Raw genomic sequence first — 26,911 nt, 5'->3', positions numbered from 1 at the left:
ACGTCACCTTTCTTCTCGTGGTTCGTCAGTGGCTCCCGGCGCGTCGACCGGGTGCCGTGTCAGGGTCAGCCGGGACGTCTCGACGACGCGGTCGCCGTCGCAGACGACCTCGACCGGCGCCGGGTGGCCGAGGAAGGCCAGCAGGCTCGCCGAGAGCCCGTACGCCCCGACGTTCGGCACGGCGAGCACGTCGCCGGGCCGTACGTCGGGCAGGCTCGCGGCTCGGGCCCAGGTGTCCAGCGGCGTGCACAGCGGCCCGGCGACGATCGCGGCCTCCAGTGGCGCGCCGTCGCGGTCGTCAGCGGCGTGCAGGGCGGGCACGAGCGGCGGCAGCCGGCGCAGGCCGGACATCCCGCCGAGGTGGTTGATGCCGGACTCCAGCACCACCACCGGCGTGCCCTGCGACCGCTTGACGTCCAGCACCCGGGTCAGCAGCGTGCCGGCGGTGGCGGTGAGGAACCGTCCCGACTCGAAGGCCACCGTGGGCGCGCCGTCGCGCCAGCCGGGGAAGAGCCCGTCCAGGGCCGGGCCGACCCGGTCGGCGAGGCCGGTCAGGTCCGCGTTGTGGCCGGGCCGGGCGAACGGCGCGCCGAAGCCGCCGCCGAGGTCGAGCAGGGTCAGGTCGATGCCGAGCAGGTCCCGCAACCGCCGGGCGGTACGCGCCGCGGCGGTGAACTGGGACACCAGCGCGTCCACCGAGTCGACGTTGCTGCCGGTGTAGAGGTGGAACCCGCGTACCGGGGCCGACGGGCGGGAGCGGAACCGGTGCGGTTCCCGCTCGATCCAGTCGGCGTCGGCGCCGAACTGGGACGCGACGCCGGTCATGGTGAGCCCCTGACCCGGGTTGGGCACCCGGTCGTTGACCCGCAGCAGGCAGCGCAGTTCGACGCCGTGCGCGGCGGCGATCCGGTCGGCCTGGTCCAGGCCCTCGGGCGAGTCGACGGAGAACCAGCGGACGCCGGCACGCACCGCCTCGGTCACCTCGGCGTCGCGCTTGCCCGGTCCGGTGTAGAGCATGCGCTCGCCCGGCACGCCGGCCCGCAGCGCCGCGGCCAGCTCGCCCGGCGAGCAGATCTCCGCGTCGCAGCCGGCGGTGTGCAGCGCCGCGACCAGTGCCGGGTGCGGGTTGGCCTTGAGCGAGTAGAACAGCCGGCTCGGCGCGGGCAGCGCGGCGACCAGGGCGGCGTGGCTGGCGCGTACCCGGGCCAGGTCGTAGCGGTAGGCCGGGGTGTCGAAGGGCAGGTCAGCCATCGTGCTCACCCGCCAGCCGGGCCAGCGCCCGCCGGTCCACCTTGCCGTTGCCGGTGAGCGGCAGGTCGGGCAGCACGACGCAGCGCGCCGGCACCTTCATCTCCTCCAGCTGCTCCCGTAGCCGGCGCAGCACGTCGGCGGGGGTGAGCGCGGCCACCACGAACAGCGTCGCGCCGTCGTGGCCGTCGGCCGGCGGCAGCACCCCGGCCGCGGCCACGCCGTCGACCCGGTACGCGGCGGCCTCCACCTCGGTGGCGCTGACCCGGGTGCCCTTCTCCTTGTAGACGTCGTCGCGCCGGCCGGCGAAGTGGACGTACCCGTCGTCGTCCACGTGGCCGTGGTCGCCGGTGTGCAGCTGCGGGAAGAGCCCGTGTACGCGGCGGAACCGCTGGGCGGTCAGCTCGGGCCGCCGCCAGTAGCCGGCCATCACGTGTGGGCCGCGTACCACCAGCTCGCCGGGAACGCCCGGTGGTTGACGCCGCCCCTCGGCGTCCACTGTGAAGATCTCGGTGCCGGGCAGCGCCCGCCCGCAGGCGCCGGGCCGGCGCAGGTCGGCGTCCGGCGGCATGATCGCCGCGCGTTTGCACTCGGTGAGGCCGAACATGAGCTGGACGCTCAGGCCGGGCAGCAGCCGGCGCAGGCCGGCCAGCACCTCCGGGGGCATGGTGGCGCCGGTGTTGGTGAGCAGGCGCAGCGGCGGGCGCGGCGCGCCCGCGCGGCCGAGCAGCCGCAGCAGGTTGATCGCCAGCGACGGCACGCAGGGCAGCACCGTGGCGCCGGACTCGACCAGGCTCACCAGCAGGCGGCCACCGGTCTCCGCGCTGTCGCCCAGGCGCAGCTTGGCGCCGGCGACGGTGCTGAGGAAGATCTGGTAGAGGCCGTAGTCGAACGACGGCGGCAGCAGGACGTGCACCACGTCGTCGGGCCGGTAGCGCAGCTCCGACTGGATCGCCCGGACGGCGAACGTGACCTGGGCGTGCGTGGAGACCACGGCCTTGGGCATGCCGGTGCTGCCGGAGGTGTAGATCAGGCAGACCGGGTCGACGGCGAGCGGGGCCGGGCCGGTGGGCGCGTCGCCGATCGCCGTGGCGGACGCGGCGTGCCGCGCCTCGGCCGCGCCTCGCACCGGGACGCCGCGGGCGCGGGACAGGCCGGTCAGGACCGGGTCGTCGGTGAGGACCAGGACCGGTTCGGCGTCGTCCAGCACGTGGGCGAGGGCGACCTCGGGGGCCGGCGTCCGGAGAACGACGAAGACCGCGCCGGTACGGGCGACCGCGTACAGCAGCGCCGGCAGCGTCGCGTCGGCGGGCAGCGCCACCAGCACCCGGTCGCCGCGCCGGACGCCCTGCCCGCGCAGCCAGCCGGCCAGGCGCAGACTGTCGGCCCGCACCTGACGGTACGTGCGCTCGACGGTCCCGTCCCCGGCGGCGGGCGCGTCGGGGCGCGCGTCGGCGGTGCGGTCCAGCAGGTCGTGCAGCAGCTCGGCACTCATCGGGCACCTCCGGTGGCGGCGCCGAACATGGCGCACAGGGAGCCGACGTCGCGCAGGTCGGCCGCGGAGAGCGCGGTGGCCGGAACCTCGACGCCGAGCCGCCGCTCGACCCGGTCGATGACGTCCACCAGCCGGAACGAGTCGAAGCCGGGAAGCTCCCGGAGCACGTCGGTGGTGCGCAGCGTCGAGCCGTCCAGGTCCAGGGTTTCGCCGAGCGCGCCGAGCACCGCGGCGCGTACGCCCTCCCCACCTGCCGGGTCCGGCGCGGGCGGTACGGCGTCGTGGCCGGGCGTGGCGGCCGGTTCGGCGATCGACTCCAGCGCGTCGAGGTGGTCGGAGATCAGCTCGCCGAGCGCGTCCGCCAGTTCCGGCGCGGCCGGCCGGCCCGCCTGGGCCCGCCGCAGCGCCACGTAGCTGCGCGTGGCGAGCTGCTGCCAGCGGGCTGTCTGCCCGGCCAGCGCGGCGGCGGCCTCGGGCGCGACCGCCGCGAGCCAGCGTTCGTGCAGGTCGCGGGCGCGGGCCAACAGCCAGACGTCGAGCACGAAGCGGTGCAGCCCGGACACGGTGTCCAGGGCGGCGCCGGTGCGGTCCAGGTAGCGGGCGATCTCCGGGCGGGCCTGGCGAGCCCGGGCGGCGTTGCCGGCGAGCATGGCGGGCACGTCGATCGCCGGCGCCGGGTGCGCCGTCACCGCCAGCGTGTGCGCGCCGCCGGCCAGCGCCGCGTCGAACGCGGCGGTGGGCAGCCGCCACACGCCGGGCCGCGCGGGGCCCCAGGCGGTGTCGTTGTGGTACGCGTCGACCACTGTGACCTGATCCGGCCCGGCCTCGGTGGCGAGGAAGCTGTGCCGCATGTGCTCGTGCCGGTGGTAGGGACACCACGGCAGGTCGTACGCGTCGGCGGTGACGTAGAGCGGCTGGCCGGGCGCGCACAGCCGGCGGACCTGCGGGCCGTCGAGCTGCATCCACCGGCCCTCGACGCGCAGGCCCAGCAGGTCGACCGCTTCGGCGGCCCGGTCGTCCGAGGTCGCCTCGACGGAGATCAGAGCGTCCTGATCCCGGGTGCGGAACCCGTACCGGGCGCCGAGGGCGAGATGGCTGCCGGACCCGTTCGCGTAGTCGGCGAGCAGAGCGAAGCTCGTCTGGAGACAGTCCAGCGCGGTCGCGTGCAGACCGGTCAGGATCGGCGTCCACACCGGATCCGTGCTCGGCCGGTCCGGCGCGTTCGGGACGTGTGGGGACATGGGAGGCTCCTCGATGCGGATACGTGGGGCGGGGCCGCCGGCGCGGGAGTCGCCGCGCCGGCGGCCGGTACGAAGGTCAGCTGTCGCCGCGGCCGTCCAGCCCGTTGGCCCAGCTGGCGAGCGCCTGCGCCTGCTCGGCCAGCGCGTGCTCGTCGGTGCCGATCGGGTCCTTGAAGAAGAACCCCAGCTCCTCGATCGGGCCGACGTGCCCGGCGCGGTGCGCCGCGGCGGTCAGCGGGGCCAGGTCGAGCACCAGCGGGGCGGCCAGCGTGGAGTCCACCCCGCTCCAGGTGAGCTGCATGGACATCCGGACGCCGAGGAAGCCCTCGAACGAGACGTGGTCCCAGGCGGTCTTGTGGTCGCCGAGGTCCGGCACGTTGTCGATGTGCAGCGGGGCGGTGACGTCCTCACCGAGCAGCGCGGGCAGCACGCCCGACTTCGAGCTGAGCTTGCTGCGGGCGTTGCGCGGGTCCTCCAGCGTCGCCCCGTCACCGCCGCCGAGCAGGTTCACCCCGGCCCAGGAGAGCACGTGCAGGGCGCGGCTGGTGAACATCGGCGCCAGGGCGGTACGCAGCAGCGTCTCCCCGGTCTTGCCGTCGGAGCCGGCGAACGGCACCCGCTCCCGCTGCGCCAGCATCTCCAGCGCGGGCAGCCGGGCGCCGGTGGACGGGGTGAAGTCGACGAAGCCGCAGCCGGCCCGGAACGCCGCGTACGCGACCACCGAGCTGGCCGGCAGCGCCTTGTCGTCCGGGTCGGCCAGGGCGCGGGTCAGCGCGTCCAGGTCGTCGTGCTCGGGCCGGTGGTCGGCCGGCGGCTCGGTGGAGGACACGTTGATGACGACGACCCGGGACAGCCCGTGGCGGGCGCGGAACTCCTCGATGTCGCCGGCCAGCCGGTCGACCACCTCGGCCAGCGGTCCGGTCTCGGTACGCGCGTCGTAGCCGGTGCGCAGGTTCTGCTCGACCTCGGGCAGGCTGCCCCGCACGGCGGCCAGCACCGGCGCCGGGATGACACCGGAGTCGACGAGCGACTCGGCCTTCTTCTCCAGCGGCGTGTCGACGATGTCGTGCCCGCCGACCACCAGGTCGGTCCAGCTCACCAGCGGCGCGTCGCGCAGCATGCCGGTGTCGGTGACGCAGCCGGTCGAGTCGGCCATGCCGGCGCGCAGCGCCAGCAGACCGGTGATCGCCGTGGTGGCGACCGAACCGCGGGCGCCGTTGAGCCACACGCCGACGGGTGCGTCCGTTTCGGGGGACGGGGCGTGCGAGGTCTCGCGTTGGGTGACGGTCACGGGAAGACTCCTTCTCTGGGTGCGCCGGGACGGCGCGGTTCAGCGGGTGAGCACCTTGGTGACGGCGGCGGCGATGTCCTCCATGTCCTGTTCGGTGCCGAGGAAGGTGCTGTGGTGTGTCTGGACGGTGTGTGCGGCGAGCCACTCGGTGTTGGGGTACGTGCGCTCCCGGTGGATCGCCGCGAAGCGCTCGGCCAGCGGCGCGAGCAGCGGCTTCGTCCACGGCTGCAGCAGGCGGCTGCGGTGCAGCGGCTCGTCGGTGCAGTAGAACCGCCGGCCCAGCTCGGCGGTGAGCGCGGCGGCCACGGCGGCGTTGTCCAGGCCGGCCGGCAGCTCGTCGAAGACGATCGTGCCCTCGTAGATCGAGATGCGGGTCTGCCCGGGCGCCGGTTGCAGCAGCCGTACGCCGTCGACACCGTCCAGCAGCTCGCCGAGCAGCCGGTAGTTGTGGTTGCGCACGTCGTGCTGGCCGTCCAGGACGGCCAGTTGCGCGCAGGCCACGGCGGCGGAGAACTCGCTCAGGCAGAAGTTGGCGCCCTGCACACCGGCGCTCTCCTCCAGGTCCAGTTCGCCGGCCGGCGTCCGGTCGCCCCGGTAGCGGCGCGAATCGGCCCGCAGCTCCTCGAGCACCGGCGCGAGCGTGTCGTCGTCGGTGACCACGGCCCCGCCCTCACCGCAGGTGAGGACCTTGCCGTGCTGGAAGCTGAAGCAGCCGAGCCGGCCGAGCGAGCCGGCCTGGCGGCCCTGCCAGGTGGCGCCGTGGGCCTGCGCGCAGTCCTCCACGACGGAGATGCCGCGCGGCCGGGTGACCGCGTCGAGCGCCGGCACGTCGGCCATGTTGGAGGCCCAGTGCACGGCGACCACGGCCCGCGGGTCCACGGACAGGTCGAGGTGGTCCGGCCCGACGCAGCCGGTGTCCCGGTCGACGTCGACGAGCACCGGGACCAGGCCGGCGCGCAGCGCGGCGGTCGCGGAGGCGGTCCAGGTCAGCGCCGGTACGAGCACCGTCTCGCCGTAGCCGAGGCCGAGTGACTCCAGGGCCACCACCAGGGCACTGGACCCGTGGTCGACCGGCACGCAGTGGCGGGTGCTGACGTAGCGGGCGAAGTCGGCGGCGAAACGTCGCTCGAACAGGACGGTGTCGCCGACGGACGGGCTGCTGATCGCCCACCGGCCGCCGGTCAGCACCGCGGACAGGTTGGCGGCGGCATCCGGCGCGGGGGTCGGCCAGCGTGGCCATGGGCGGTCCGGCGGGCGGACCGGCCGGCCGCCGTCCACGGCGAGCCGCCGGTCGATGGGGATGGAGGTCGTCATGCCTTCGACCTTGATGGCCATCGATACATCAGCGGTACATGTGCGATGGCCGCAAGGGCCGGCGCTGTGTATCGGCGCTGTACCCCGGTGGTCGAACCTCGGGGCATGAGCCGATCCGCATCGCCCGTGGGCGAACCGACCGAACCCCGCGCCGTCACGCGCGGCGTCTCCGTGGTCATCCCGGTCAAGGACCGGGTGGCGGAGATGCGCCGCCAGCTCCGCAGTCTGCGCGACGCCGCCCCGAACTGCCCCGAGCCGGTGGAGGTGGTGGTCGTCGACGACTCGGCGCCCGCCGCGGCCGCCGCCCACCGGGCGGCCTGCGCCGAGTACGGCGCCCGCTACGTGCGCGGGCCCCGGCACGTCGGGGCCAAACGGAACCTGGGCGTCCGGCACGCCCGCCACGACCTGGTGCTGTTCACCGACTCCGACTGCCGGGTGCCGGCCGACCTGATCACCCGGTACGCGGCCCGGCTGCGCGCCTCCGGCGAGGAGGTCGCCGGCGTCACCGGCCCGGTGATCGTCGAGCCCGGCGACAGCGCGTTCTTCCGCGTGATGCGCCGCTCCTACCTGCTGCTCGGCGACCTGACCCGGCCGCTGCACTACGAGCGCGTGTCCTGGGGCGCCGGCGCGAACATGGCCGTCAAGCGCGCCGTCTTCGAGGCGGTCGGCGGGTTCCCGGAGGACTCCCCGATGCCGCTGGGCGGGGAGGACCTGCACCTCGGGCTGCTCCTCACCGACGCCGGCTACGTGCTGCTCACCGACCCGGACGGCGTGGTCACCCACGACACCGGCGTCGCCGACACCTTCCGCGCGGTCGCCTACCGGTTCACCACGTACGGGCGCTCCGAGCAGTGGCTCTGCCTGGCCCACCCGCACCGGCGCCGGTTCGTGCTCAACACCGCCAGCATGCTCGCCGTGACCGCGCTGGCCGGGCTGCTGACCGCCCGGCGCAGCGGGGGACGCAGCCTGCTCGCGGTGCCGGCCGTCGCGGCCGCCGTGATCGCCGCGAAGACGCCCGGCCGGCTCGGCGGCGACCGGGGACCGCGTGCGGTGGCCGGGTCGGCGGCCTGCGCGGCGATCGAGACGCTCTTCGACGGGGCCGCGTTCGTCACCTCGCTGCGGCTCGGCCGTCCCGACCTGCTCTTCACCGGCTTCCGCGCGCCGGACGAGGCGGACTACCAGCCGGACGAGACGGACCACCGGCCGGTCGCGCCGGTGGCCGCGCCGCCGGTGGCGGCCTGACGGGGGGAGTGGCAGTGCCGACGACGTACCCGCTGGCCCCCGGCCAGCAGATGATGTGGGAGTTCATGACCGCGCTCGACCCGGCCCGTCCCGGCGCCTCACGGCTCGTGGTGGTGGAGTTCCGCCGGTTGCGCGGCACGCTGCGGGTCGACGTGCTGCGGCAGGCGATGCAGGACGTGGTGGACCGGCACGACGCGCTGCGGATGCGGTTCGACCGCATCGGCGTGCAGCCCGAGGTGCGGATCCTGCCGCACGTGGAGTCGCCGCTGGAGTACGTCGACCTGTCCGGACTGCCGCCGGCCGAGCAGCAGGCCCGCGTCGAGCAGATCGCGTACGCGCACCGCAACGACGCGTTCGACCCCGGCCGGGCGCCGCTGTGGCGGGCCGCGCTGGTCCGGCTCTCCGCGACCGAGCACGTGCTCGCGCTCTGCTTCTTCCACATGGTCTCCGACGGCTGGTCGTGCCGCGTCGTCGTGGAGGACCTGTGCCACGCGTACGCGGCCCGGCTCGGCGCGGCCGACCCGCAGCCGCCGCTGGGCGTGGACCCGGCCGCGCTCGCCGCGCTCCAGGAGGCGGAGCAGGCCGGCAACGGCGTCGACGCCGCCGCCCGGGCCGCGTACTGGCGGGACCGGCTGCGGCCGGTGGAGCCGTACCAGCTCTTCCCGGCGTCGCCGCCGGCGCCGGACGTCGCGCTCAGCGCCGAGGTGGCCACCCGCTTCGCGTTCCCGCCCGAGATCACCGCGCGGCTGCGCCCGGCCGCACGGCGGGCCCGCACCAGCCCGTACGTGCTGCTGCTCGCCGCGTACCTGGTGCTGCTGTCGCGGCGGGCCGGCCGGTCCCGGGTGGTGCTGGGCACCACCACGCTGGGCCGGGAGAGCCCGCTGTCCCGGCAGCTCGTCGGGCAGTTCACCAACAACGTCTACCTGCCGGTCGACGTCGCGCCGGACGCGCCGATGAGCGCTGTGGTCGGCGCCGCGCACGCCTCGCTGGCCGGGGCCGTCGCGCACGCCACCGCGTACCACCGGCTGGCCCGGGCGGTCCGTCCCGGCTTCGCGGCGATCCGCCCCTGGCCGGACAACCACCTGTTCGACGCCTGGTTCCAGTCCGCCGCGTCGGCGTCGCCGGTGCTGCACTGCCCGGATCTGCGGGTGGAGCCGGTCGACATCACCGCCCGGGCCGCGCCCGGCACCCCGCCGCCGGTGGTCGCCGCCGACGTGCCGCCCGAATGTCTGCCCGTCTGGGTGAAGCGGGGTTCACCGATCGTCGTGGTGGACGACGTGCGGGCCGGCGGCGTGGTGATCCGCAACCGGGGTGTCTTCGGCGACGACCTGGTACGCGGGCTGATCGACGACTACGTCGCGGTGGTCTCGGCGCTCGTCACCGACCCCGGCACCACACCGGAACGGGTACGCCTTCCTGACGGTGCGTGCTTCCTCGACCACGCGATCGGGTAGGAGTTCCGACGGACCGATCCCAGAGAGGTACGACGACCATGACGGACACCTCGACGAACCAGCACACGACGGAGCAGCCCGCGCCGCCGGTGCCCCGCTCGGCCGTACGGGCCCGCTGGTCGGTGGCGCTGCTCTTCGTCATCATGGGCCTGGCCATCGGCGGGTGGTCGGCCCGCGTGCCGGAGGTGCGGGACGCGGTAGGCGTCGGCAACACCGGCTGGGGCCTGGCGAACATCGCCACGAACGCGGGGGAGCTGGTCTCCCTGGTCGTGGTGGCGGTGCTGATCAGCCGCATCAACACCCGCCGGCTGGCGCTGGCCGGGGCCGCGCTGATCCTGCTCAACGCGCCGCTGCTGGCCGCGTCCACCACTGTGGTGGCGCTGGTCGGCGGGCTCGCGGTCTGGGGCTTCGCGGCGAACCTGCTGGCCACGCCGATGAACGCCCAGTCGGTCGAGGTACAGAAGCGGTACGGGCGGCCCATCCTGTCCACGTTCCACGCGGGCTTCAGCATCGGCATGCTGGTCGGCGGCCTCTGCGGCACCGGGGCCGCGGCGATCGGGATGTCGCCGTCGGCGCAGATGGCCGTCACCAGTGTCCTGCTGGGCGCGCTGCTGATCGGCACGCACCGTTGGCTGCCCGACACGCCCCGCCAGGAGACCAAGGACGGCGAGGCGCGGCGCCGGCTGCGTGACCGGTTCACCCCGCAACTGCTGCTGCTCGCGGTGATCGCCTTCCTCGCCTCGTTCATCGAGATGGCCGGCGCCCAGTGGAGCGCGCTGTACGCGACCGAGGTGGCCGGCGCCACGGCGGTGCTCGCCGCGGCCACGTACACCTGTCTCTCGCTGGCCGCGACCGTCGCCCGGCTGTTCGGCGACCGGCTGGCCGGCCGGGTCGGGCGGATCCGCTTCGTCCGGCTGTCCGCGCTGGTCGCGACAGCCGGCGTGGCGCTGCCGGTGGCGTACCCCCATCCGGCGGCGGTGATGGCCGGGTTCGGACTGCTCGGGTTCGGCCTGGCGTGCGTGACCCCGACGGTGCTCGGCTTCGCCGGTGAGCAGCCGGGCCTCACGTCCGGCGAGGGCGTCTCCGTGGTGGCGATGGGCCAGTGGCCGGGCGCGCTGCTCGCGGCGCCGGTGATCGGCCTGCTCGCCGGCGCGCTGGACCTGCGTACCGCGTTCGTGGTGGTGGCCGTGCTGGCGCTCGCCGTGGTGGCGTTGATCGGGCGGGTCCGGGCGGCGGCGCTGCCCGGCGAGAGCCCGGCCCCGCCCCGGCCGTGACGGCCGGGGCGGGGGCGGCGGTCAGAAGTCGTCGTCGAACGTGACGCTGCCGGTCACCCCGACCTGGTACGCCGACACCCGCCGCTCGAAGAAGTTCGACAGCTCCTGCACGTCCTGCAACTCCATGAACGCGAACGGGTTGGCGCTGCCGTACATCGGGGCGATGCCGAGCACCGCCAGGCGCCGGTCGGCCACGTGCTGGAGGTACTCGCGCATGTCGGCCAGCGACATCCCCGGCACGCCCTGGCCCAGCAGGTCCGCGGCGAAGCTCACCTCGCACTCCACCGCCTCGGCCAGCATCTCCCGTACCTGCTTCTCCATCTCGGCGTCGAACAGGTCCGGCTCCTCGGCGCGTACGGTCTCCACCACGTCGAACGCGAACGCCATGTGCATCGACTCGTCCCGGAACACCCAGTTGGTGCCGGAGGCCAGCCCGTTGAGCAGGCCCCGGGACCGCAGGAAGTAGACGTAGGCGAACGCGCCGTAGAAGAACAGGCCCTCGATGCACGCGGCGAAGCAGATCAGGTTGAGCAGGAACGCCCGCCGATCCGCGCGGGTCCGCAGCTCGCGCAGCTCGAAGATGGAGTCGATCCACCGGAAGCAGAACTCGGCCTTGCGGGCGATCGACGGGATGTTCTCCACCGCGGCGAACGCGGCGAAGCGCTCCTTCTCGTCCGGCACGTACGTGTCGAGCAGGTTCAGGTAGAACTGGACGTGCACCGCCTCCTCGAACAGCTGCCGGGACAGGTAGAGCCGGCCCTCGGGCGAGTTGACGTGCTGGTAGAGGTTGAGCACCAGGTTGTTGGCGACGATCGTGTCGCCGGTGGCGAAGAACGCCACCAGCCGCGACACCAGGTGCCGTTCGGCGGGGGACAGCTTCGCCAGGTCGGCGAGGTCCGAGTGCAGGTCCACCTCCTCGACCGTCCAGGTGTTCCTGATCGCGTCCTTGAACCGGTCGAAGAAGCGCGGGTAGCGCATCGGCCGCAGGGTCAGGTCCATGCCGGGGTCGAGCAGCATGTGCCGGGTCGGTGCGGTGGTGGTCACTGGCATGCCTCGCAGCTCTCGGGGTTCTCCAGGGAACAGGCCAGCGCCTCGTCGTCGCTCACGGCGGAGACCACGCCGGGCACCGGGGCGGGCACCGGGGCGACGGTGGCCTGCTGGATGCGGGTGGCGGGACGGGAACGCAGGTAGTAGGTGGTCTTCAGCCCGGCCTTCCAGGCGTACAGGTACATCGAGGACAGCTTGCCGATGGTCGGCGCGCTCAGGAACAGGTTCAGCGACTGGGACTGGTCGACGAACGGCGCCCGCGCGGCGGCCAGGTCGATCAGCGCCCGCTGCGGCAGCTCCCAGGCGGTGCGGAACAGCTCCCGCACCGGCGCGGGCAGTTCGGTGATGTCCTGCACCGAGCCCTCGGCCCGCTTGATCCGGTCGCGGACCTGCGGCGTCCACAGTCCGCGGGCCTTCAGCTCCCGCACCAGGTACGTGTTGACCTGGAGGAACTCCCCGGACATCGTCTCGCGCTTGAACAGGTTGGACACCTGCGGCTCCACGCACTCGTAGCAGCCGGCGATGGAGGCGATGGTGGCGGTCGGTGCGATCGCCACCAGCAGCGAGTTGCGCAGCCCGCCTGCGGCGATCCGCTCACGCAGCGCCGCCCACCGTCCGGCCTGCGCCGGCTCCGCGCCCCACAGGTCCGGGTGCAGGTCACCCTTCGCGGCCCGGGTCTGCGGGTACGCTGGATGCGGCCCGAACTGCTCGGCCAGCCCGGCGGAGGTCTCCAGCGCGGTCAGCAGGATCTCCTCCTGCACGCGGGTGGACAGCTCCTTCGCCTCGGGGGAGTCGAACGGCAGGCGCAGCGTGAAGAACGCGTCCTGCAACCCCATCAGGCCGAGCCCGACCGGCCGCCAGCGCGGGTTCGACGCCGCCGCCTGCTCGGCCGGGTAGTAGTTGATGTCGATCACCCGGTCGAGGAACACCACAGCGGTGCGGACCGTGGCGCGCAGCCGCTCCCAGTCCACCCCGTCGGCGGTGACGTGGGCGCCGAGGTTCACCGAGCCGAGGTTGCACACCGCCGTCTCGGCGTCGTCGTTCACCTCCAGGATCTCGGTGCACAGGTTGGACAGGTGGATCACGTTGCCCGGCTCACCGGTCTGGTTGGACAGCCGGTTCGCGGCGTCCTTGAACGTCATCCAGCCGTTGCCGGTCTGCGCGAGCGTGCGCATCATCCGCCCGTACAGGTCCCGGGCCCGTACCGTGCGGACCGCGTTCTTCTCGGCCGCCCGGTACGCGGCGTCGAACGCCTCCCCGTACAGGTCGGGCAGCTCCGGGGCGTCCGACGGATCGACGAGCGACCACTCGCCGTCGGCCTCGACCCGGCGCATGAACTCGTCCGGGATCCAGTTGGCCAGGTTGAGGTTGTGCGTACGCCGGGACTCCTCGCCGGTGTTGTCCCGCAGCTCCAGGAACTCCTCCACGTCCGGGTGCCACGGCTCCAGGTAGACGCAGGCCGCGCCCTTGCGCCGGCCGCCCTGGTTGACCGCGGCCACCCCGGCGTCGAGCGTCTTGAGGAACGGCACGATGCCGTTGGACCGGCCGTTCGTGCCCCGGATCAGCGCGCCCCGGCCGCGCACCCGCGACCAGGCGATGCCGATGCCGCCGGAGAACTTCGACAGCTTCGCCACCTGGTGGTAGCGCTCGTAGATCGAGTCAAGCTCGTCGCGCGGCGAGTCGACCAGGAAGCACGACGACATCTGGGTGTGCCGGGTGCCGGAGTTGAACAGCGTGGGGGAGCTGGGCAGATAGGCCAGGCTGGACATCAGCCGGTAGAAGCCGACCGCCTCGCCCGGGGTGCGGGACAGTCCGCAGGCCACCCGCAGCAGCCAGTACTGCGGCGTCTCCACCACCAGCCGCGACTGCGGGTGCCGCAGCAGGTAGCGGTCCGCGACAGTGCGCAGTCCGAAGTACTCGAACCGCCTGTCGCCGTCCGGGTCCACGGCGTCGTCGAGCTTGCGCGCGTGCCGGGCGACGAACGCGGCCGTCTCGTCGCCGATCAGCCCCAGCCCGTGCGCGTACGCGATCGACTGGCTGAAGCTCGCCACGCCCTGACCGCGGACCTCCTTGTCCACGTACGCGGCCAGCAGCCTTGCCGCCAGCTTCGAGTACTGCGGCTCCTCGCCGATCAGCTCCGCCGCGGTCTGGATCGACAGCCGGTCCAGCTCGGCGGTGGTCGCCCCGTCGTAGAGCCCGCTGATCGTCTTGGTGGCCACCCGCAGCGGGTCCACCTCGTCCAGGTCGGCGACCCAGCGCTCGACCGCCCGGACGATCTTGCCGACGTCCACCGGCTCGGTGTCGCCGTCCCGTTTGCGTACCCGCATCGCCGGCCGGCGGGCCTCGGACCCGCCGCCGGTGGCCGGCGGGCTTTCCTGCACGACAGTCATGACCTCTCCTCGCTGTCACCGTCTGGAGACGGCGGGAGACGCCAACGGGCACGGCGCGGCCGGCCCGGCTGCTGGCGTCGGTCGTCCCGCGCGACCTCCGGCCGCCGTACGCGGAGGCGCACGGCGCGCTGGCAGGTCTTCGGACTCGCGGGCCCGACCGGGGTCGCCGGTCGCCTACCGGCCGTCGCTTCCCAGGCCGGTGGCCCAGTGCTGTTGACGGCTGTCGTTCCCACTCACCGCTGCGGGGCAGTCCCGGATTTCCACCGGGTTCCCTCTTGCCTCGGCCCCGCCCCGGAGGGCTCGGCCGAACCAGCTGCGGCACCACCATATATGGCGGTGGGGGCGGTTGGGCAACACCAGATGTCGTGTCGGGCGTGTCGCATGGATCTCACTGTCCACAGTGCCTACCCCCGATGCCGGCGCTCGCCGCCGGGCGCGATACTCGGCGTATGGGGAATACCGGACGCCGCTGGGCGTGGGTGGCGGTCCTGCTCGTCGGCGTCGGGCTTCACCTGCTGGTGCTGGAGACACTGTCCGGCACCGGCACCGTCACGTTCGTACCGGCGCTGATCGTGCTCGGCGCGTGCGTCGCGCCCGCCACGTTCCTGGCCTTCGCCCAGGGGCGGCCGGCCCGCCGCCCGGTCCCCGGCTCCGTCGTCGGCGTCGCCGCGCTCCTCGGCGGCGTGGTCGGCGTGGTCGCCGCCGGCTGGCTGGAGTACGGCACCCTGCACCGCCTCGGCGTCCTGCCGATGGCGCTCGTCGGCCTGGCCGAGGAGACCGCGAAGCTGATCGTGCCGGCCGGCATCCTGCTGCTGTGGCGGCGGCACCGGTCACCGGCGCAGGGCCTGGTGATCGGCGTGGCCTCCGGCGCCGGGTTCGCCGCGCTGGAGACCATGGGGTACGCGTTCGCCGCGTTCGTCGGATCGGAGGGCAACCTCGGCGCCGTCGAGCGGACGCTGCTGGTTCGCGGTCTCGCCGCGCCCGCCGCGCACCTGGCCTGGACCGGGCTGACCGCCGCCGCGTTGTTCACGTTCGCCGCCGCTCCCGGCGGCCGGAGACTGGCGGCGTTCCTGCTCACCTTCGCCGCCGCCGTCACGCTGCACACCTGCTGGGACACGTTCGGCACGCAGCCCGCGTACGTGTTCATCGGCGGTGTGTCGCTGGGCTGGGTGCTGCTGCGCCTGCACCTGGACCGCGAGCGGCCCGCCGCCCCGCCTCGTGCGCTGGCGGAGTCGCCCCTGGAGGCGGCGGAGCGCTCCGGCTGACCCCGCCCGCCTGCCCAGGTCACGGCCGCGCGACCCGTGCGGCGCCCGGCCGCGTCGACCCGCGCTCGTCGGCCAGATCCACTCCCTCCATCTGGGATCGACGTTCCCCACTCTGGGACACGCCATGATGATCATCACCGGTTCGCCGAGGTGGCGGGGTCGGAGCGCTTCTGATGCCGCCACCTCGGCGTAATGGAGTCGATCAAGCCCGGACACGTCAACCGGCCCGGGCACTGCCGACCCCCGACGTCAGCCGACGCCCGCACCGCGCTCCGCCACCGTCAGCTCGGCCCGGAACGGGCCGATGTCGGCGGCCCCGGCGTGCCTCAGCCGGCGGCCAGCCGGACACCGAGCGCGACGAAGGCGACAGCGCAGAGCCGGTCGACCCGCCGCGACCAGCGGCTGTCGCCCCAGCGGCGGGCGAACCGCCCGGCGCCCACGCCGAGAGCCAGGTCCACGGTGAGCTGCACCGCGACGAACAGCGCGCCGAGCAGCACCAGCTGTGCCGCCACCGGGCCCGCGTCGGGCCGGACGAACTGCGGCAGGAACGCCACGCTGAACAGGATCATCTTCGGGTTGAGCAGGTTCGTGAGCAGCCCGCGCCGGAACGCCCGCCCGGCGCCGCCGCCGTCCGCCCCGTCCGCCGCGACGCCGGGCCGGCCCGTGCCGCGCAGCGCCCGCAGGCCCAGCACGATCAGGTACGCCGCACCGGCCCACCGGATCGCGGTGAACAGCACCGGGGACGCGGCGATCACGGTGGCGAGTCCGGCCACCACGGCGGCGACGTGCACCGCCTCCCCGGCCGCGACCCCGAGCGCCGCCACGGCCCCGGCCCGCGCGCCGTACCGGGTGGCGTTGGCGAGCACGAACATCATGTCCGGCCCGGGGGTGAGCATGAGCACCACGATCGCGGCCAGGTATCCCGCGAGCGTGGCCGCCGACAGTCCGAGCACGCCTCAGCCCTCCTCGGCGCCGTCGAGCAGCGCCCGGCGCAGCGCCAGCCGGTGTTCGCGCCGGATCTGCGCCTCCCGGTAGCGCCGCCGGTCACCGTCGGTGCCGGGCAGCAGCGGCGGCACCGGCCGGGGCTGGCCCTCGTCGTCCACGGCCACCATCACCAGGTGCGCGGTCGCCACGTCCACCGGCGGCACCGCGCGGTCCCAGCGGTCCGCGCTGACCTTCACGGCCACCTCCATCGAGCTGCGGCCGGCCCAGGTGATCCGGGCGTCCACGTGCACCACGTCACCGACGCGGACAGCGCGCAGGAAGGCTGTCTCGTCGATGGCGGCGGTGACGGCCGGTCCGTCGGAGTGGCGGGCGGCGACCACCCCGGCGACCGAGTCGATCAGGTTGAGGATCCGGCCGCCGTGCACCGTGCCCATCAGGTTGGTGTGGTGCTGGTCCATGATCTGCGACAGGGTCAGGTGCGACGCCGACGGTGGTCGGCCGGTGAGGGTGATGGCATCGGTCACGGTGCGGTTCCGTCCTCGCAGAAGCGGACCGCCGACCGGACGGGGGAGTTGCACGTCGAGGCACGCCGACGGCTCCCGCCCGGCGTGTCACCCGCCCGACCCACCCGCGAGGTCGACGGCAGCGCGCACCGGTGGTACGCGCGACGCGGGCAGGTCTTCGGACTCGCGGGCCCGACCGGGGTCGCCGGTCGCCTACCGGCCGTCGCTTCCCAGGCCGGTGGCCCAGTGCTGTTGACGGCTGTCGTTCCCACTCACCGCTGCGGGGCAGTCCCGGACTTCCACCGGGTTCCCTCTTACGACACCCGGCCGTCGCCGACCGGGTGAACCAGCGCTCCCGGCAGCCTAACCCAGCCCCGACCCGCCCTCGCCGCGACCCGCGTTCCACCTTGCCGCAGCCCGTCCCCAGTCACGCAGGCTCTCCGGCGCACCCGTCGCCGTGCCGCAGACGCGGTCCACAAAACGGGACTTGTCTCCCGCTTCGTAGGACGCCCCGAGATCTTGGAAGGAAACGGCCCCTATAGGGGCCGATTCTTACCAAGATCTCCGGGCGGACCCGCGTCAGCGGGCGACGGGTCAGGCGGCGCGGCGGCGTCGAAGCAGTAGCGCGGTCACGCCGGCTGCCGCCACCGCGGCGACCGCTCCGCCGACCAGGATTCCCACCGGTAGACCGCCGTCGTCGGCGCCCGTCGAGGCGTCGGCACTCGCCGGAGACGCGTCCGCACCTTCCGACGTACCAGCCGGAGCGGAAGCGGAAGTGCCAGTCGAAGCGTCGGTGGCCGGGGACGGGGCGGCCGCCGGGGGAGCGGCCGGGTCGGCGACGGTGAAGCGGTACGAGCCCTGGACCGGGTGGCCGTCGCGGGAGACCACGCGGTAGGCGACGGTGTAGGTGCCGTTGCCCAGCGGCTCCTCGATCGTCACCGTGCCCGTCGCGCCGTCCACGGCGGGCGCGCTCGCGGGCACCTGACGGTCGGTGGAGTCGCGCAGCGTGATGGTGGTGAAGGCCGGGTTGAGCCGCTGCAGGAACCGCAGCGTCACCTGCGTCGGCGCGGTGGTGAGCCGGGCGTCGCGGGCCGGCGTGGCCTCCTGCAGCGAGTTGTGCGCCGCCGCGGGCGTGGCCGGGACCAGCAGCAGCGCCGCGGTGAACAGCGCGGCGAGGAGTGCGGAGACGGTACGGGTACGCATGACGCGCCTTCCTGGTCGTGGTCAGCGTCGTGGTCAGCCGAGCAGTTGCTGGCCGATCCAGCCGCCCTCGGGGCAGCCGGGCGGTACGGCGAACACGGCGGAGCCGATCGGGGTGGTCCACTCGTTGAGCAGGTCCCGTTCGGCAAGCCGCCGCTGGATGGGCAGGAACTGCCGGGCGATGTCGGCCTGGTACGCGGCGAAGACGAGCCCGCTGTCCGCGTGTCCCTCGGCGGTCGGCGCGCCGTCGTAGTTGTAGGGCCGGCGCAGGATCTTCTGCCGGTCGTCGGTGACGCGGGCCCGGGTCAGGTGCGAGAAGTCCGGGATCACGGTGAGCCCGTCCGGTCCGAGCGCGGCGAAGTCGGGCTCGTCGTGCTCCGCCTCGCCGGTCAGCGGCGCGCCGGTGTCGAGGCGCCGACCCACCGCGAGTTCCCGGTCGGCGCGGCCGAGCAGGTCCCACGTCTCCAGGTTCATGCTGATCCGGCGCACCACCAGGGTGGTGGAGTCGCGCAGCCAGTCCGGCCCGTCGGTCACCCAGACGGCGGTGTCCGCCGACACGCCGGGCTTCGGGTTGGCGGTGCCGTCGAGCTGGCCGAACAGGTTGCGCTGGGTGCGTCCGGGCTCGGCGCCGGCGGCCCGGCGGAAGCCCTGCTGCACCCAGCGGACGGTGGCGAACGGGCGGCTGTCCTTGGTCAGGACCCGTTGGGCGTGCGCGACGGTGAGCGGGTCGTCGGCGCAGATCTGCAGCAGCAGGTCGCCGCCGGACCAGCGGGGCTGCAACCGGTCGATCCGGAACGCCGGCAGGTCGGCCACCGACGTGGGGCGGCGGTCGTCGAGCCCGGCGGCGGCGTAGAGCCCGGGGCCGAAGCCGAACGTGACTGTCAGCCGGGCCGGCAGCAGGCCCAGTTCCGGCTCGGTGTCGGCCAGCGCCGGGCGACCCTGGGTGAGCCGGGCGGCGTCGTCGGAGAGCAGTCGCAGCATCCGCCCGAGCGCGGCCCGGTCCGTGTCCGGGCGCAGCGTGAACGCGACGAACGCGGCGTGCGCCTGGGGCTCGGTGGTGACACCGGACTGGCGCGCGCCGTGGAACGGCTCGACAGCGCTGCCGACCTGGGCCACCGGGACGGCGTCGTCGGGGCGTACCCCGTGGGAACGGAGGGCGGCGAGGGCACCCGCGCCGGCCAGCGCGCCCCCGGCGGCCGCCGCGCCGCCGGTGAGCAGGCCGCGCCGGCTGACCCGGCGCGCGGGCGCGCCGGTTCCGGTCATGACGCGGGGCTCGCGCCGTGTCCGGGCGCGTACGTCTCCTGGGCGCCGGTGAACGGCTTGGCCACCGCGGTGAACGTCTGGGTGCGCCCGTCGGCGAAGGTGAGCGTGACGTCGAGCTGGTCGCCGGGGCGCACCGGGCGGGTCAGGTCCATCAGCATGAGATGGTCGCCGCCGGGCTCCAGCGCGGCCTGGGCTCCGGCGGCGACCACGACGCCGCCCTGCTTCTGCCGCATCGCCATCTTCCCGTCGGTCATGGCCATCTCGTGGATCTCGGCCCGGGACACGTCGGTGGTCACCCCGGTGATCGTGACGTCGGCGTCGCCGTCGTTGACGAGCGTGGCGAACGCGGCGGTCATGCCCTTGTCGGCGGCCTTCACCCACGGGTCGCGGATCGTCAGCACGCCCGCTGCCGCGCTCGCCGGGGCCGAGGCGGGCGCCGACGCCGACGGCGCGGTTGTGGGCGTGGCGTCGGCGGAGCCGCAGGCGGCGACGGACGCGGCCAGGACGGCGGCGCCGATCAGGGCCGCCGTGCGTGGGAAGCGGCGGCTGGTGGTGCTGGGCATGCGGTCGTCCCCTCGAAGATCCGGTGTTCGTACCGTTGGTCGGGGCGGCGCCGCGGATAGTTCCGGCCCGGGGAGTCGGTCGCGTCACATGCCGGCCGGGCTCACCGCGACCGGGGACCGGGGAGCGCCCGGAAGGCATAATGGTTCCGGGTGTCACGTGGCGCGCCGGGCGCGGCCGTGGCCGGAGAGGGCGCCCGGACGAGGGAGGCGGACGGTGACGGCGACGACCGGGGCGACCCGCAACACCCGGCAGCGCGCCGAGGTGCTGGCGCTGCTGCGGGAGCTGGACGGCTTCCACAGCGCGCAGCAGTTGCACCAGATGCTCGTGCGGCGGCAGGCGAAGGTGGGCCTGACCACCGTCTACCGGACGTTGCAGCTGCTCGTCGACAACGGCGAGATCGACTCGGCGCGGCTGCCCGGCGGCGAGCACCTCTACCGGCGGTGCAGCCAGAGCCGCCATCACCACCACCTGGTCTGCCGCCGCTGCGGCCGTGCGGTGGAGGTGGCCGGCCCGGCCGTGGAGCGGTGGGCCGACCAGGTCGCCGCGCAGCACGGTTTCACCGACGTCGGGCACACCCTGGAGATCTTCGGCACCTGCGACCGCTGCGCCGCCTGAGCCACCGCCGCGGGCGGGCGGTGACCCGCCCGCGCCGGACCGCCGGTCAGCAGTTGCGCAGCGCCGGTGACTGGTTCAGCAACTGGCCGCGGCTGGAGGTGAACCGGCGGTACGCCTCGGAGCCGGCCGCGCCGGGACGGAAGGCTGCCACCCGGTGGCAGTTCTGGAACGCCAGCGTGATCCCGAAGTGCCGCTCCAGCCCGGCGCGTATCGCATCGCTGGCCATCGCGCGCAGCAGTTGGCCGCGCTCGGCGTCGCCGGGCGGCGGTACGACGTTGTCGGCGAACTCGGCGTCGGTCGCGGCCAGGTCGGCGGCGACCCGGCTGACCGTCTCCCAGGCGTACGGCAGGGAGTCGCGGACACAGGCGACGAACGCCTCCTCGTCGACGGGACCGGTCTCGGCGGCGTGCAGCAGGGCGGGCGGAACGGTGAGCGACATGGGTCCTCCGGCAGCTCTAACGAACACGGTTTCCATTACCATCTGAGCACACCATGTCGCCGGACGACCGTCAAGCACCGGCGCACGCGAAACGGCGGACGGACCCGAAGGCCCGTCCGCCGTGTGACGTCGCGGAACGTGTCAGCGCAGGTGCGCCTCGATCGCCTCGATGACCCGGGGCCGCAGCTCGGCGGCGCGGATCACCGCGTCGACCGAGCCGACCTCGACCGCCCGCTGGATGCTGTGCACCCGGTCGAACTCGGCGGCCACCTCGCCCAGCTTCTCCGCCCGCACCGACCCGCGCAGCTCGTCCAGCTCCGCGCTGAGCGTGGCCCGCTCGGTACCGGTGGCGGACGCCACCCGGCCCTCCAGCTCGCGTACCCGGGAATCGGCCGCGGTGCGGGCGGCGACGGCACCGGCGAACACCACGGCGGCGGCCGGCGCGCCACCGAGCACCGAGGCGAACGACCCCTCGATCGCCAGCACCGTCATGTCCGGGTTGAGCGCCTTGGAGAAGACCACGAACGCGCCGCCGTGATAGCGCGAGATCACGCAGAACACGATCGGGCCGCGGAAGTTGACGATCGCGCGGCCGATCTCCGCGCCGTACTCCAGCTGGAGCTTGCGCATCGACTCGGGTGAGCCGTCGAAGCCGGACAGGTTCGCCAGCACGACCAGCGGCCGGTTGCCGCTGGCCGCGTTGATCGCCCGCGCGGCCTTCTTCGACGAGCGCGGGAACAGCGTGCCCGCGGTGTAGGTGTCCGGGCCGTCGGTGGGCGGGAAGCCGTGCCGGGGCACCGACCGCGACTCGATGCCGAGCAGGCACACCGGGATGCCGCCCAGGTGCACGTCCTGCACCACAGCGGTCTCCGCGTCGGCCATGCCCGCCCACCGCTCCAGCACCGGATGGTCCTGGTCGGCGAGGGCCCGCATGACGGTACGGATGTCGAACGGCTTCTTGCGGTCCGGGTTCGCGGTGGCGGAGAAGATCTCGCCCACCGTGGCGAAGTCGCTGCCGGCCACCGCGTGCGGGTAGCCGCAGATGTCCCGGTCCACCGGGTCCATGGTGACGGTCCGGCGCGGCGCGTGCTCGCCCGGCACGACGTACGTGTGGTCGTAGTGCGCCATCAGCACGTCCCGCGCGCCCGGCAGGTCCGGCGCCCAGTACTGCGCCTGCCCGTTCGGGCCCATCACCCGGTCGTAGCCACCGATGCCGAAGTTGTCCTCGGCGGACACGCCGCCGGAGAAGTCCAGCGACTGCTTGCCGGTGAGCACCATCGCCGAGTCGGGCGTCATGACCAGCACGCCCTTGGTGTGCATGAGCATCGTCGCCTCGGCGTTCCAGTACGGCTGGGCGCCGACGTTGATGCCCGCGACCACGATGTTGATCTCGCCGCCGTCCTGGGTGAACTCGACGATCCGCTTCAGCGCCGCGGCCACCCAGTCCATGTTCTCGGTGCCGGAGGTCATCGAGATCCGGGCGCCGGCGCTCAGCGCGTACCACTCCAGCGGCACGCCCATCCGCTGCGCCAGGTCCAGCGCGGCGATCACCCGCCGGCACTCCGGCTCGGACAGCGCGCCCAGCGACTTGGTCGGATCGCCGAGCAGCACCACCCGGGTCACGCCCTGCGGGTGGCGGGGCGTCGGCGTGGTGACCACGCCGGCCACGATCGCCGCGCTGTTGCGGCCCTTGGGCCGGTCCACCGGCACCAGCTGGTGGTCCGCGTCCAGGTCGTGCTCGACGAAGTCGCCCAGCAGCCCGGTCAGCTCGTACGGGTAGACGGTGTTGCGGCTGGCCGCCCGCAGCACCTTCAGCCGGTACTCGTCCAGCGGCTCGACCGGCTCGCTCGGCGGCTCACCCACGTCGAGCCGGGCGTGCCCGGTGACGTCGAAGGTGATCCGCACGCCGACCTTGGTCAGCTCGCCGGTACGGCGGTCGCGCTGGCGCGCGATGAACAGGATCTCCTCCAGCTCCGCGCCCACCGTGGTGGGGCGTACCCGGCCGGCGATCAGCTCCATCTCCTCGCGGGTCAGCTCGCTGGGCGGCCACACGTAGATGACGATCCGGTTGGTCGGGAACCGCGACTTCGACGGCCGCCGCGACTGCGCCCGGCGGATCGAGTCGATGCAGGCCGCCACCGTGTCCTCGGTGGTGGGCAGCGACACCAGGCGGCCGTCCTGCTCCCGCAGCCCGGTCAGGTCGCGTACCTGCGCGAACGCGACCAGCCGCTGGTCGGACGGGTTCTGCCGGGCCACCGCCTGGAACAGGTAGACCTCCTCGTCCAGCGACGGCAGGCGGGTCAGGTCGAACTCGCGCAGCCGCTCCAGCTGCATCCGCTGCGCGATGTGCGGGTGCAGGCCGCGGATCAGGCGCTCCTCGGCCATCCCGTCCTCGCCGGGCCGGAACGTGAAGTGGTGGTGCATCACCGCTCCGCCGCGCCCGGCGACGGTGGTGGTGATCCGGCGTACCGCCGCCGGCAGCGGGTGCGCGTTCAGCACGTCGAGCAGCGCGGCGGCGGTGGCGTCGAAGTCCTCGGGCTGGTTCTCCCAGGACAGGTAGACGTCCGCGTCGACGGCGTCGCGCTCGCCGGCCACCTCGGCCAGTCCGCGCAGCGCGTCGCCGAGCGCGTCGAACCGTACCGCCGCCGACACGACGCTCGAACCGTCCCGCCCGGCCACCACGAACGTGCAGCCACCGGTGGTCCGGGTGGTGACCTCGGTGAGCGCCTTGTTGCCGTAGTAGCGGCGGGTCAGCACCTCCAGCATCGTCGCGTTGTCCAGGTCGTCGCGGACCAGGCGCTGGCCGAGCAGCCGGACCAGCGGCTCGGTGCTGCGTACCATCTCGGCGACCCGGTCGGCGCGGTCCGGCGCGTCCGCGTGCGTGTCGAGGTGCCGCAGGTGCGCGCGGACCCGCGCGTAGACCCGGGCCCGGTTGCGGCGCAGCAGCGGCTGGGCGAACCAGGCGAACACCACGCCCCGGGCCAGGTCGGCGACGACCGGGAAGCGGACCTGGGTGGCCGCGACGAGACGCTCCAGGGTGAGGCCGGCGGGCTCGCGCAGCGCCTCGTCCGGCGGCGGCTCGCGCAGCCACGAGCGCAGCAGCGCGGCGATCACCGTGGCGTCCGCGGCGGCCCGCTGCAGGGCCAGGAAGATCCGGAAGACCGCGGCCTCCAGCTCGGGGGAGCGGTCCAGCTCGGTGACGCCGTAGTGGGCGAGCGCCTTGGCGAGGCGGGCCCGGAACGAGTCCGGGGAACCGGCCCGCTCGACGTCGAGGCTCTGCAGGTAGGTGTGGAAGTACTCGCGGGCGCTGTGCACGTGCCCGGCCGGCCCGTCGTCGCCGGGACGGTTGCGGCTCAGCTCGGCCAGGTCGGCGAAGACGCCGACCAGTTCCAGCTCCTCGGCCAGCGGCCGGTGCCCGGCCTCGGTGGCCGCCCGGCGCGCGTCCAGGTAGTCGTCGAGCACCCGGCGCTCGTCGTGCGGGTCGACGTCGTAGCCGAGCAGCAGCGCGCACAGGTCCTCCTGGCCGCGCTCGGCCCGGGACCGCGCCGGCACGTCCGCCGCAGGCGCCGGCAGGTCCAGCTCGACAGCGGGACCGGCCGGGCCGTCGGCGGCCTCGGCGCCTTCCTCGACGAGCGGCTCCAGACGCAGCAGCGGCGCACCCGCCTCCACCTGGGTGCCGACCTGAACCGACGACTCCTTGAGGCGGGCCCGGAACGGCGCGCGCAGCACCGTCTCCATCTTCATCGCCTCCAGCACCAGCACCGGCGCGCCGGCCTCGACCTCCGCGCCGACCGCAAGTGGCGTGGCGACCACGAGCGCCGGCATGGGGGAGCGCACCACGCCGCCCTCGTCGCGGCTGATCCGGTGCGTCACGCCGTCGACCTCGACCAGGTGCACCGGGCCGTGGGTGTCGGTGAGCAGGCGGAACCGGGCGCCGTTGACGGCGATCTGGCCGGTGTGCCGGTCGAAGCGGTCCAGCTCGACGTCGGCAGTGCGCACGTCGCCACCGGCCTCGACACCGACCCGGAACCGGTGCGCGCCGACCCGGGCCACCCGCATCCGGTAGGTCACGCCGCGCAGCTTCAGGTCCAGCGGCCGGCCGCTGCGGTGCTGCACCTGCGGGCGTCCACCCGCCGCTGTGGACAGCAACCGCTGCCGCTCGGCGGTCTCGTCCTCCTCGTACGCCTCGATCGCGGCGGCGGCGAGCGCGACGGCGGAGTGCCGGTGCGCGACCAGGCGGCCCTCGCCGCGTACCCGGTCGATCCAGCCGGTGTCCGCGCTGGCGTCGATCACCTCGGGCTGGTCGAGCAGGTCGAGCACGAAGCTCTTGTTCGTCGCGCCGCCGGCGATGACCACTGTGGTGTTCGCCATCGCCCGGCGCAGGCGGCCCAGCGCCTCGTCCCGGTCCCGGCCGTACGCGATGATCTTTGCGATCATGGAGTCGAAGTCGGCCGGGATGGTGTCGCCCTCGCTGACTCCGGTGTCGACCCGGATGCCCGGCCCGGCGGGCAGGTCCAGCCGGGTGATCCGGCCGGGGGAGGGCGCGAAGTCGCGGTCCGGGTCCTCGGCGTTGAGCCGCGCCTCGATCGCGTGCCCGCGCTCGACCGGCGGCTCGCCGGTGAGCCGGCCGCCACCGGCCACGTGCAACTGCGCCTTGACCAGGTCGAACCCGGTGGTCGCCTCGGTGATCGGGTGCTCGACCTGAAGGCGCGTGTTGACCTCCAGGAAGGCGAACAGCCGGTCGCCCGGGTGGTAGAGGAACTCGACAGTGGCCGCGCCCCGGTAGCCGACCGCCACCGCCAGGCGCTCCGCCGACGCCTTCAGCTCCGCCGCCTGCTCCGGGGCGAGCACCGGCGACGCGGACTCCTCGATCACCTTCTGGTTGCGCCGCTGCACCGAGCAGTCCCGTACCCCGAGCGCCCACGCGGTGCCCTGGCCGTCGGCGATCACCTGAACCTCGACGTGCCGGGCGCCGGTGACCAGGCGCTCCAGGAACACCACGCCGCTGCCGAACGCCCGCGCCGCCTCCTGGCTGGTGCGCTCGTAGGCGTCGGCCAGCTCGGCGTCGCTGCGGATCACCCGGATGCCGCGCCCGCCGCCACCCGCCGTGGCCTTCAGCATCAGCGGGTAGCCGATGTCGGCCGCCGCGCGCAGCGCGTCCTCCAGGCTCTCCACCGCGCCGCGGCTCCACGGCGCGACCGGCACGCCGACCTCCTCGGCGATCAGCTTCGCGCCGATCTTGTCGCCGAGCTTGCGCATGGCGTCCGGGCTCGGCCCGACGAACGTCACGCCGATCTTCTCGCACAGCTCGGCGAACGCCGGGTCCTCGGCCACGAAACCCCAGCCGACCCAGGCGGCGTCCGCGCCGGTCTCCACCAGCGCGCGTTCCAGCGCCTTCAGGTCCAGGTACGGGCGGGCGGACGCGGGGCCCAGGTCGTAGGCGACGTCCGCCTCGCGGACGAAGGTGGCGGTACGGTCGACGTCGGTGTACAGCGCGACGGTCTCGATCCGGCTGCCGGTCTCCGCGGCCAGTTCCCGGACCGCGTGGATGAGCCGCATCGCGGACTCACCACGGTTGACGATGGCGACACGGGTGAACACGTGACCGTCCCCTTCGATAGAACCACGGTGGCGCGCCGGGTGGCGACGATGCCCCCGGCTTGCCTCACCCTTCCGCCTGCGCGCGTACGGCGCCATGTCGTAACGGCCGAAGCCTGAGCGGGAGCCGTTGTAGGAACCGAACAAAACTTTTTAGCCAGCCACTCACTACCCGCCGGTACGCGCTACGGCGCCGGACCCGTGCGGGTCCGGCGCCGTGACGTGCGTGCGGGGCTCAGCCCGGAATGTCCCGGGGGTCGCGCTCGCGGGGGGTACGTGTTCTTCTCGCCGATGGTGCCGTCCTGCTTCTTGATCACGTGCTCGGCGCCGCGCTCGACCGCCATCTCCCGGCCGGCCGCCTCCGCCTCCGCCTTGGTGTCGTGGCGGCTGCTCGCGCGCTCGTTGCCCTCCGGGCGGTTCTTCCACTGCCCGTCCTGCTGGTAGGTGTCGATGTCGCCCTTCGCCATGCCGTCAGCTCCCTCGATCGCGTGTCCGATGACAAATGTCTGCCCATGCGAGGGGA

20 protein-coding genes and 2 riboswitches are annotated in these 26,911 nt (G+C 74.1%); of the genes, 5 read left to right on the top strand and 15 right to left on the bottom strand.

From position 1 onward, the window contains the following. Positions 1–3: 3 nt before the first annotated feature. From BAW75_RS10575 to BAW75_RS10555, 5 genes are all read right to left on the bottom strand, one after another. Positions 4–1,251, bottom strand: coding sequence for a type III PLP-dependent enzyme domain-containing protein (locus BAW75_RS10575; protein ID WP_104113455.1), 1,248 nt, complete (start codon positions 1,249–1,251; stop codon positions 4–6). Then, positions 1,244–2,743 carry a class I adenylate-forming enzyme family protein gene (locus tag BAW75_RS10570; RefSeq protein WP_104113454.1) on the bottom strand — a complete coding sequence of 500 codons (1,500 nt, stop codon included), beginning with the start codon at positions 2,741–2,743 and terminating at the stop codon, positions 1,244–1,246. Before BAW75_RS10570 ends, BAW75_RS10575 begins: the two co-directional genes overlap by 8 nt. Beyond that, positions 2,740–3,984: an acyl carrier protein gene (locus tag BAW75_RS10565; protein ID WP_104113453.1), complete on the bottom strand. Its 1,245-nt coding sequence runs from the start codon at positions 3,982–3,984 to the stop codon at positions 2,740–2,742. Before BAW75_RS10565 ends, BAW75_RS10570 begins: the two co-directional genes overlap by 4 nt. Before the next feature lie 76 nt (positions 3,985–4,060). Continuing rightward, complete coding sequence (locus tag BAW75_RS10560; RefSeq protein ID WP_104113452.1) at positions 4,061–5,275, bottom strand: inositol-3-phosphate synthase; 1,215 nt, start codon at positions 5,273–5,275, stop codon at positions 4,061–4,063. 39 nt (positions 5,276–5,314) lie between these two features. Then, positions 5,315–6,589, bottom strand: a complete 1,275-nt coding sequence (locus BAW75_RS10555; protein ID WP_244206075.1) for a DegT/DnrJ/EryC1/StrS family aminotransferase — start codon at positions 6,587–6,589, stop codon at positions 5,315–5,317. Between the two features lie 105 nt (positions 6,590–6,694). Between BAW75_RS10555 and BAW75_RS10550 the strand changes: the two genes are divergently transcribed. The 3 genes from BAW75_RS10550 to BAW75_RS10540 are packed head-to-tail and all read left to right on the top strand — an operon-like array spanning position 6,695 to position 10,559. Continuing rightward, positions 6,695–7,831 carry a glycosyltransferase gene (locus BAW75_RS10550; protein ID WP_244206074.1) on the top strand — a complete coding sequence of 379 codons (1,137 nt, stop codon included), beginning with the start codon at positions 6,695–6,697 and terminating at the stop codon, positions 7,829–7,831. Between the two features lie 14 nt (positions 7,832–7,845). Next, positions 7,846–9,285 (top strand): condensation domain-containing protein, encoded by a 1,440-nt coding sequence (locus tag BAW75_RS10545; RefSeq protein WP_104113450.1) that lies wholly within the window; start codon positions 7,846–7,848, stop codon positions 9,283–9,285. A gap of 38 nt (positions 9,286–9,323) precedes the next feature. After that, a complete protein-coding gene (locus BAW75_RS10540; RefSeq protein WP_043323370.1) occupies positions 9,324–10,559 on the top strand; it encodes an MFS transporter in 1,236 nt (411 codons plus the stop codon). A 21-nt stretch (positions 10,560–10,580) separates the two neighbouring features. Here the strand turns inward: BAW75_RS10540 and BAW75_RS10535 are convergent, their stop codons facing one another. Both BAW75_RS10535 and BAW75_RS10530 read right to left on the bottom strand, forming a co-directional pair. Then, entirely contained in the window at positions 10,581–11,609 is a 1,029-nt protein-coding gene (locus BAW75_RS10535) for a ribonucleotide-diphosphate reductase subunit beta (protein ID WP_104113449.1), read from the bottom strand. Continuing rightward, positions 11,600–13,996 (bottom strand): ribonucleoside-diphosphate reductase subunit alpha, encoded by a 2,397-nt coding sequence (locus BAW75_RS10530; protein WP_043323373.1) that lies wholly within the window; start codon positions 13,994–13,996, stop codon positions 11,600–11,602. Before BAW75_RS10530 ends, BAW75_RS10535 begins: the two co-directional genes overlap by 10 nt. A gap of 113 nt (positions 13,997–14,109) precedes the next feature. After that, a riboswitch (cobalamin riboswitch) is annotated at positions 14,110–14,326 on the bottom strand. 119 nt (positions 14,327–14,445) lie between these two features. Between BAW75_RS10530 and BAW75_RS10525 the strand changes: the two genes are divergently transcribed. Continuing rightward, complete coding sequence (locus BAW75_RS10525) at positions 14,446–15,261, top strand: PrsW family glutamic-type intramembrane protease (RefSeq protein ID WP_104113448.1); 816 nt, start codon at positions 14,446–14,448, stop codon at positions 15,259–15,261. Between the two features lie 326 nt (positions 15,262–15,587). Here BAW75_RS10525 and BAW75_RS10520 read toward each other — a convergent pair whose 3' ends face one another. From BAW75_RS10520 to BAW75_RS10500, 5 genes are all read right to left on the bottom strand, one after another. Further along, positions 15,588–16,214, bottom strand: coding sequence for a LysE family translocator (locus BAW75_RS10520; RefSeq protein ID WP_030499184.1), 627 nt, complete (start codon positions 16,212–16,214; stop codon positions 15,588–15,590). 3 nt (positions 16,215–16,217) lie between these two features. Beyond that, complete coding sequence (locus tag BAW75_RS10515) at positions 16,218–16,730, bottom strand: acyl-CoA thioesterase (protein WP_030499185.1); 513 nt, start codon at positions 16,728–16,730, stop codon at positions 16,218–16,220. Between the two features lie 131 nt (positions 16,731–16,861). Next, positions 16,862–17,075, bottom strand: a riboswitch (cobalamin riboswitch). 228 nt (positions 17,076–17,303) lie between these two features. Then, a complete protein-coding gene (locus BAW75_RS10510; protein ID WP_104113447.1) occupies positions 17,304–17,912 on the bottom strand; it encodes a copper resistance CopC family protein in 609 nt (202 codons plus the stop codon). A 33-nt stretch (positions 17,913–17,945) separates the two neighbouring features. Continuing rightward, positions 17,946–19,172, bottom strand: coding sequence for a Dyp-type peroxidase (locus BAW75_RS10505; protein WP_104113446.1), 1,227 nt, complete (start codon positions 19,170–19,172; stop codon positions 17,946–17,948). Then, complete coding sequence (locus BAW75_RS10500) at positions 19,169–19,735, bottom strand: copper chaperone PCu(A)C (RefSeq protein ID WP_104113445.1); 567 nt, start codon at positions 19,733–19,735, stop codon at positions 19,169–19,171. Before BAW75_RS10500 ends, BAW75_RS10505 begins: the two co-directional genes overlap by 4 nt. A gap of 214 nt (positions 19,736–19,949) precedes the next feature. Between BAW75_RS10500 and BAW75_RS10495 the strand changes: the two genes are divergently transcribed. Then, positions 19,950–20,351, top strand: a complete 402-nt coding sequence (locus BAW75_RS10495) for a Fur family transcriptional regulator (protein WP_104113444.1) — start codon at positions 19,950–19,952, stop codon at positions 20,349–20,351. Between the two features lie 46 nt (positions 20,352–20,397). Here the strand turns inward: BAW75_RS10495 and BAW75_RS10490 are convergent, their stop codons facing one another. From BAW75_RS10490 to BAW75_RS10480, 3 genes are all read right to left on the bottom strand, one after another. Next, positions 20,398–20,790, bottom strand: coding sequence for an SCO5389 family protein (locus BAW75_RS10490; protein ID WP_043323383.1), 393 nt, complete (start codon positions 20,788–20,790; stop codon positions 20,398–20,400). 141 nt (positions 20,791–20,931) lie between these two features. Then, the gene (locus BAW75_RS10485) at positions 20,932–26,391 is read right to left on the bottom strand and encodes an ATP-binding protein (RefSeq protein ID WP_104113443.1); all 5,460 of its coding nucleotides are present in this window, start codon (positions 26,389–26,391) and stop codon (positions 20,932–20,934) included. A gap of 182 nt (positions 26,392–26,573) precedes the next feature. After that, positions 26,574–26,855 carry a DUF2188 domain-containing protein gene (locus tag BAW75_RS10480; protein ID WP_104113442.1) on the bottom strand — a complete coding sequence of 94 codons (282 nt, stop codon included), beginning with the start codon at positions 26,853–26,855 and terminating at the stop codon, positions 26,574–26,576. Between the last annotated feature and the right edge of the window lie 56 nt (positions 26,856–26,911).

Origin of the sequence: Micromonospora chalcea (assembly GCF_002926165.1) — a bacterium.
GTDB lineage: Bacteria > Actinomycetota > Actinomycetes > Mycobacteriales > Micromonosporaceae > Micromonospora > Micromonospora chalcea.
This window is presented reverse-complemented; position numbering and strand designations above follow the sequence as displayed.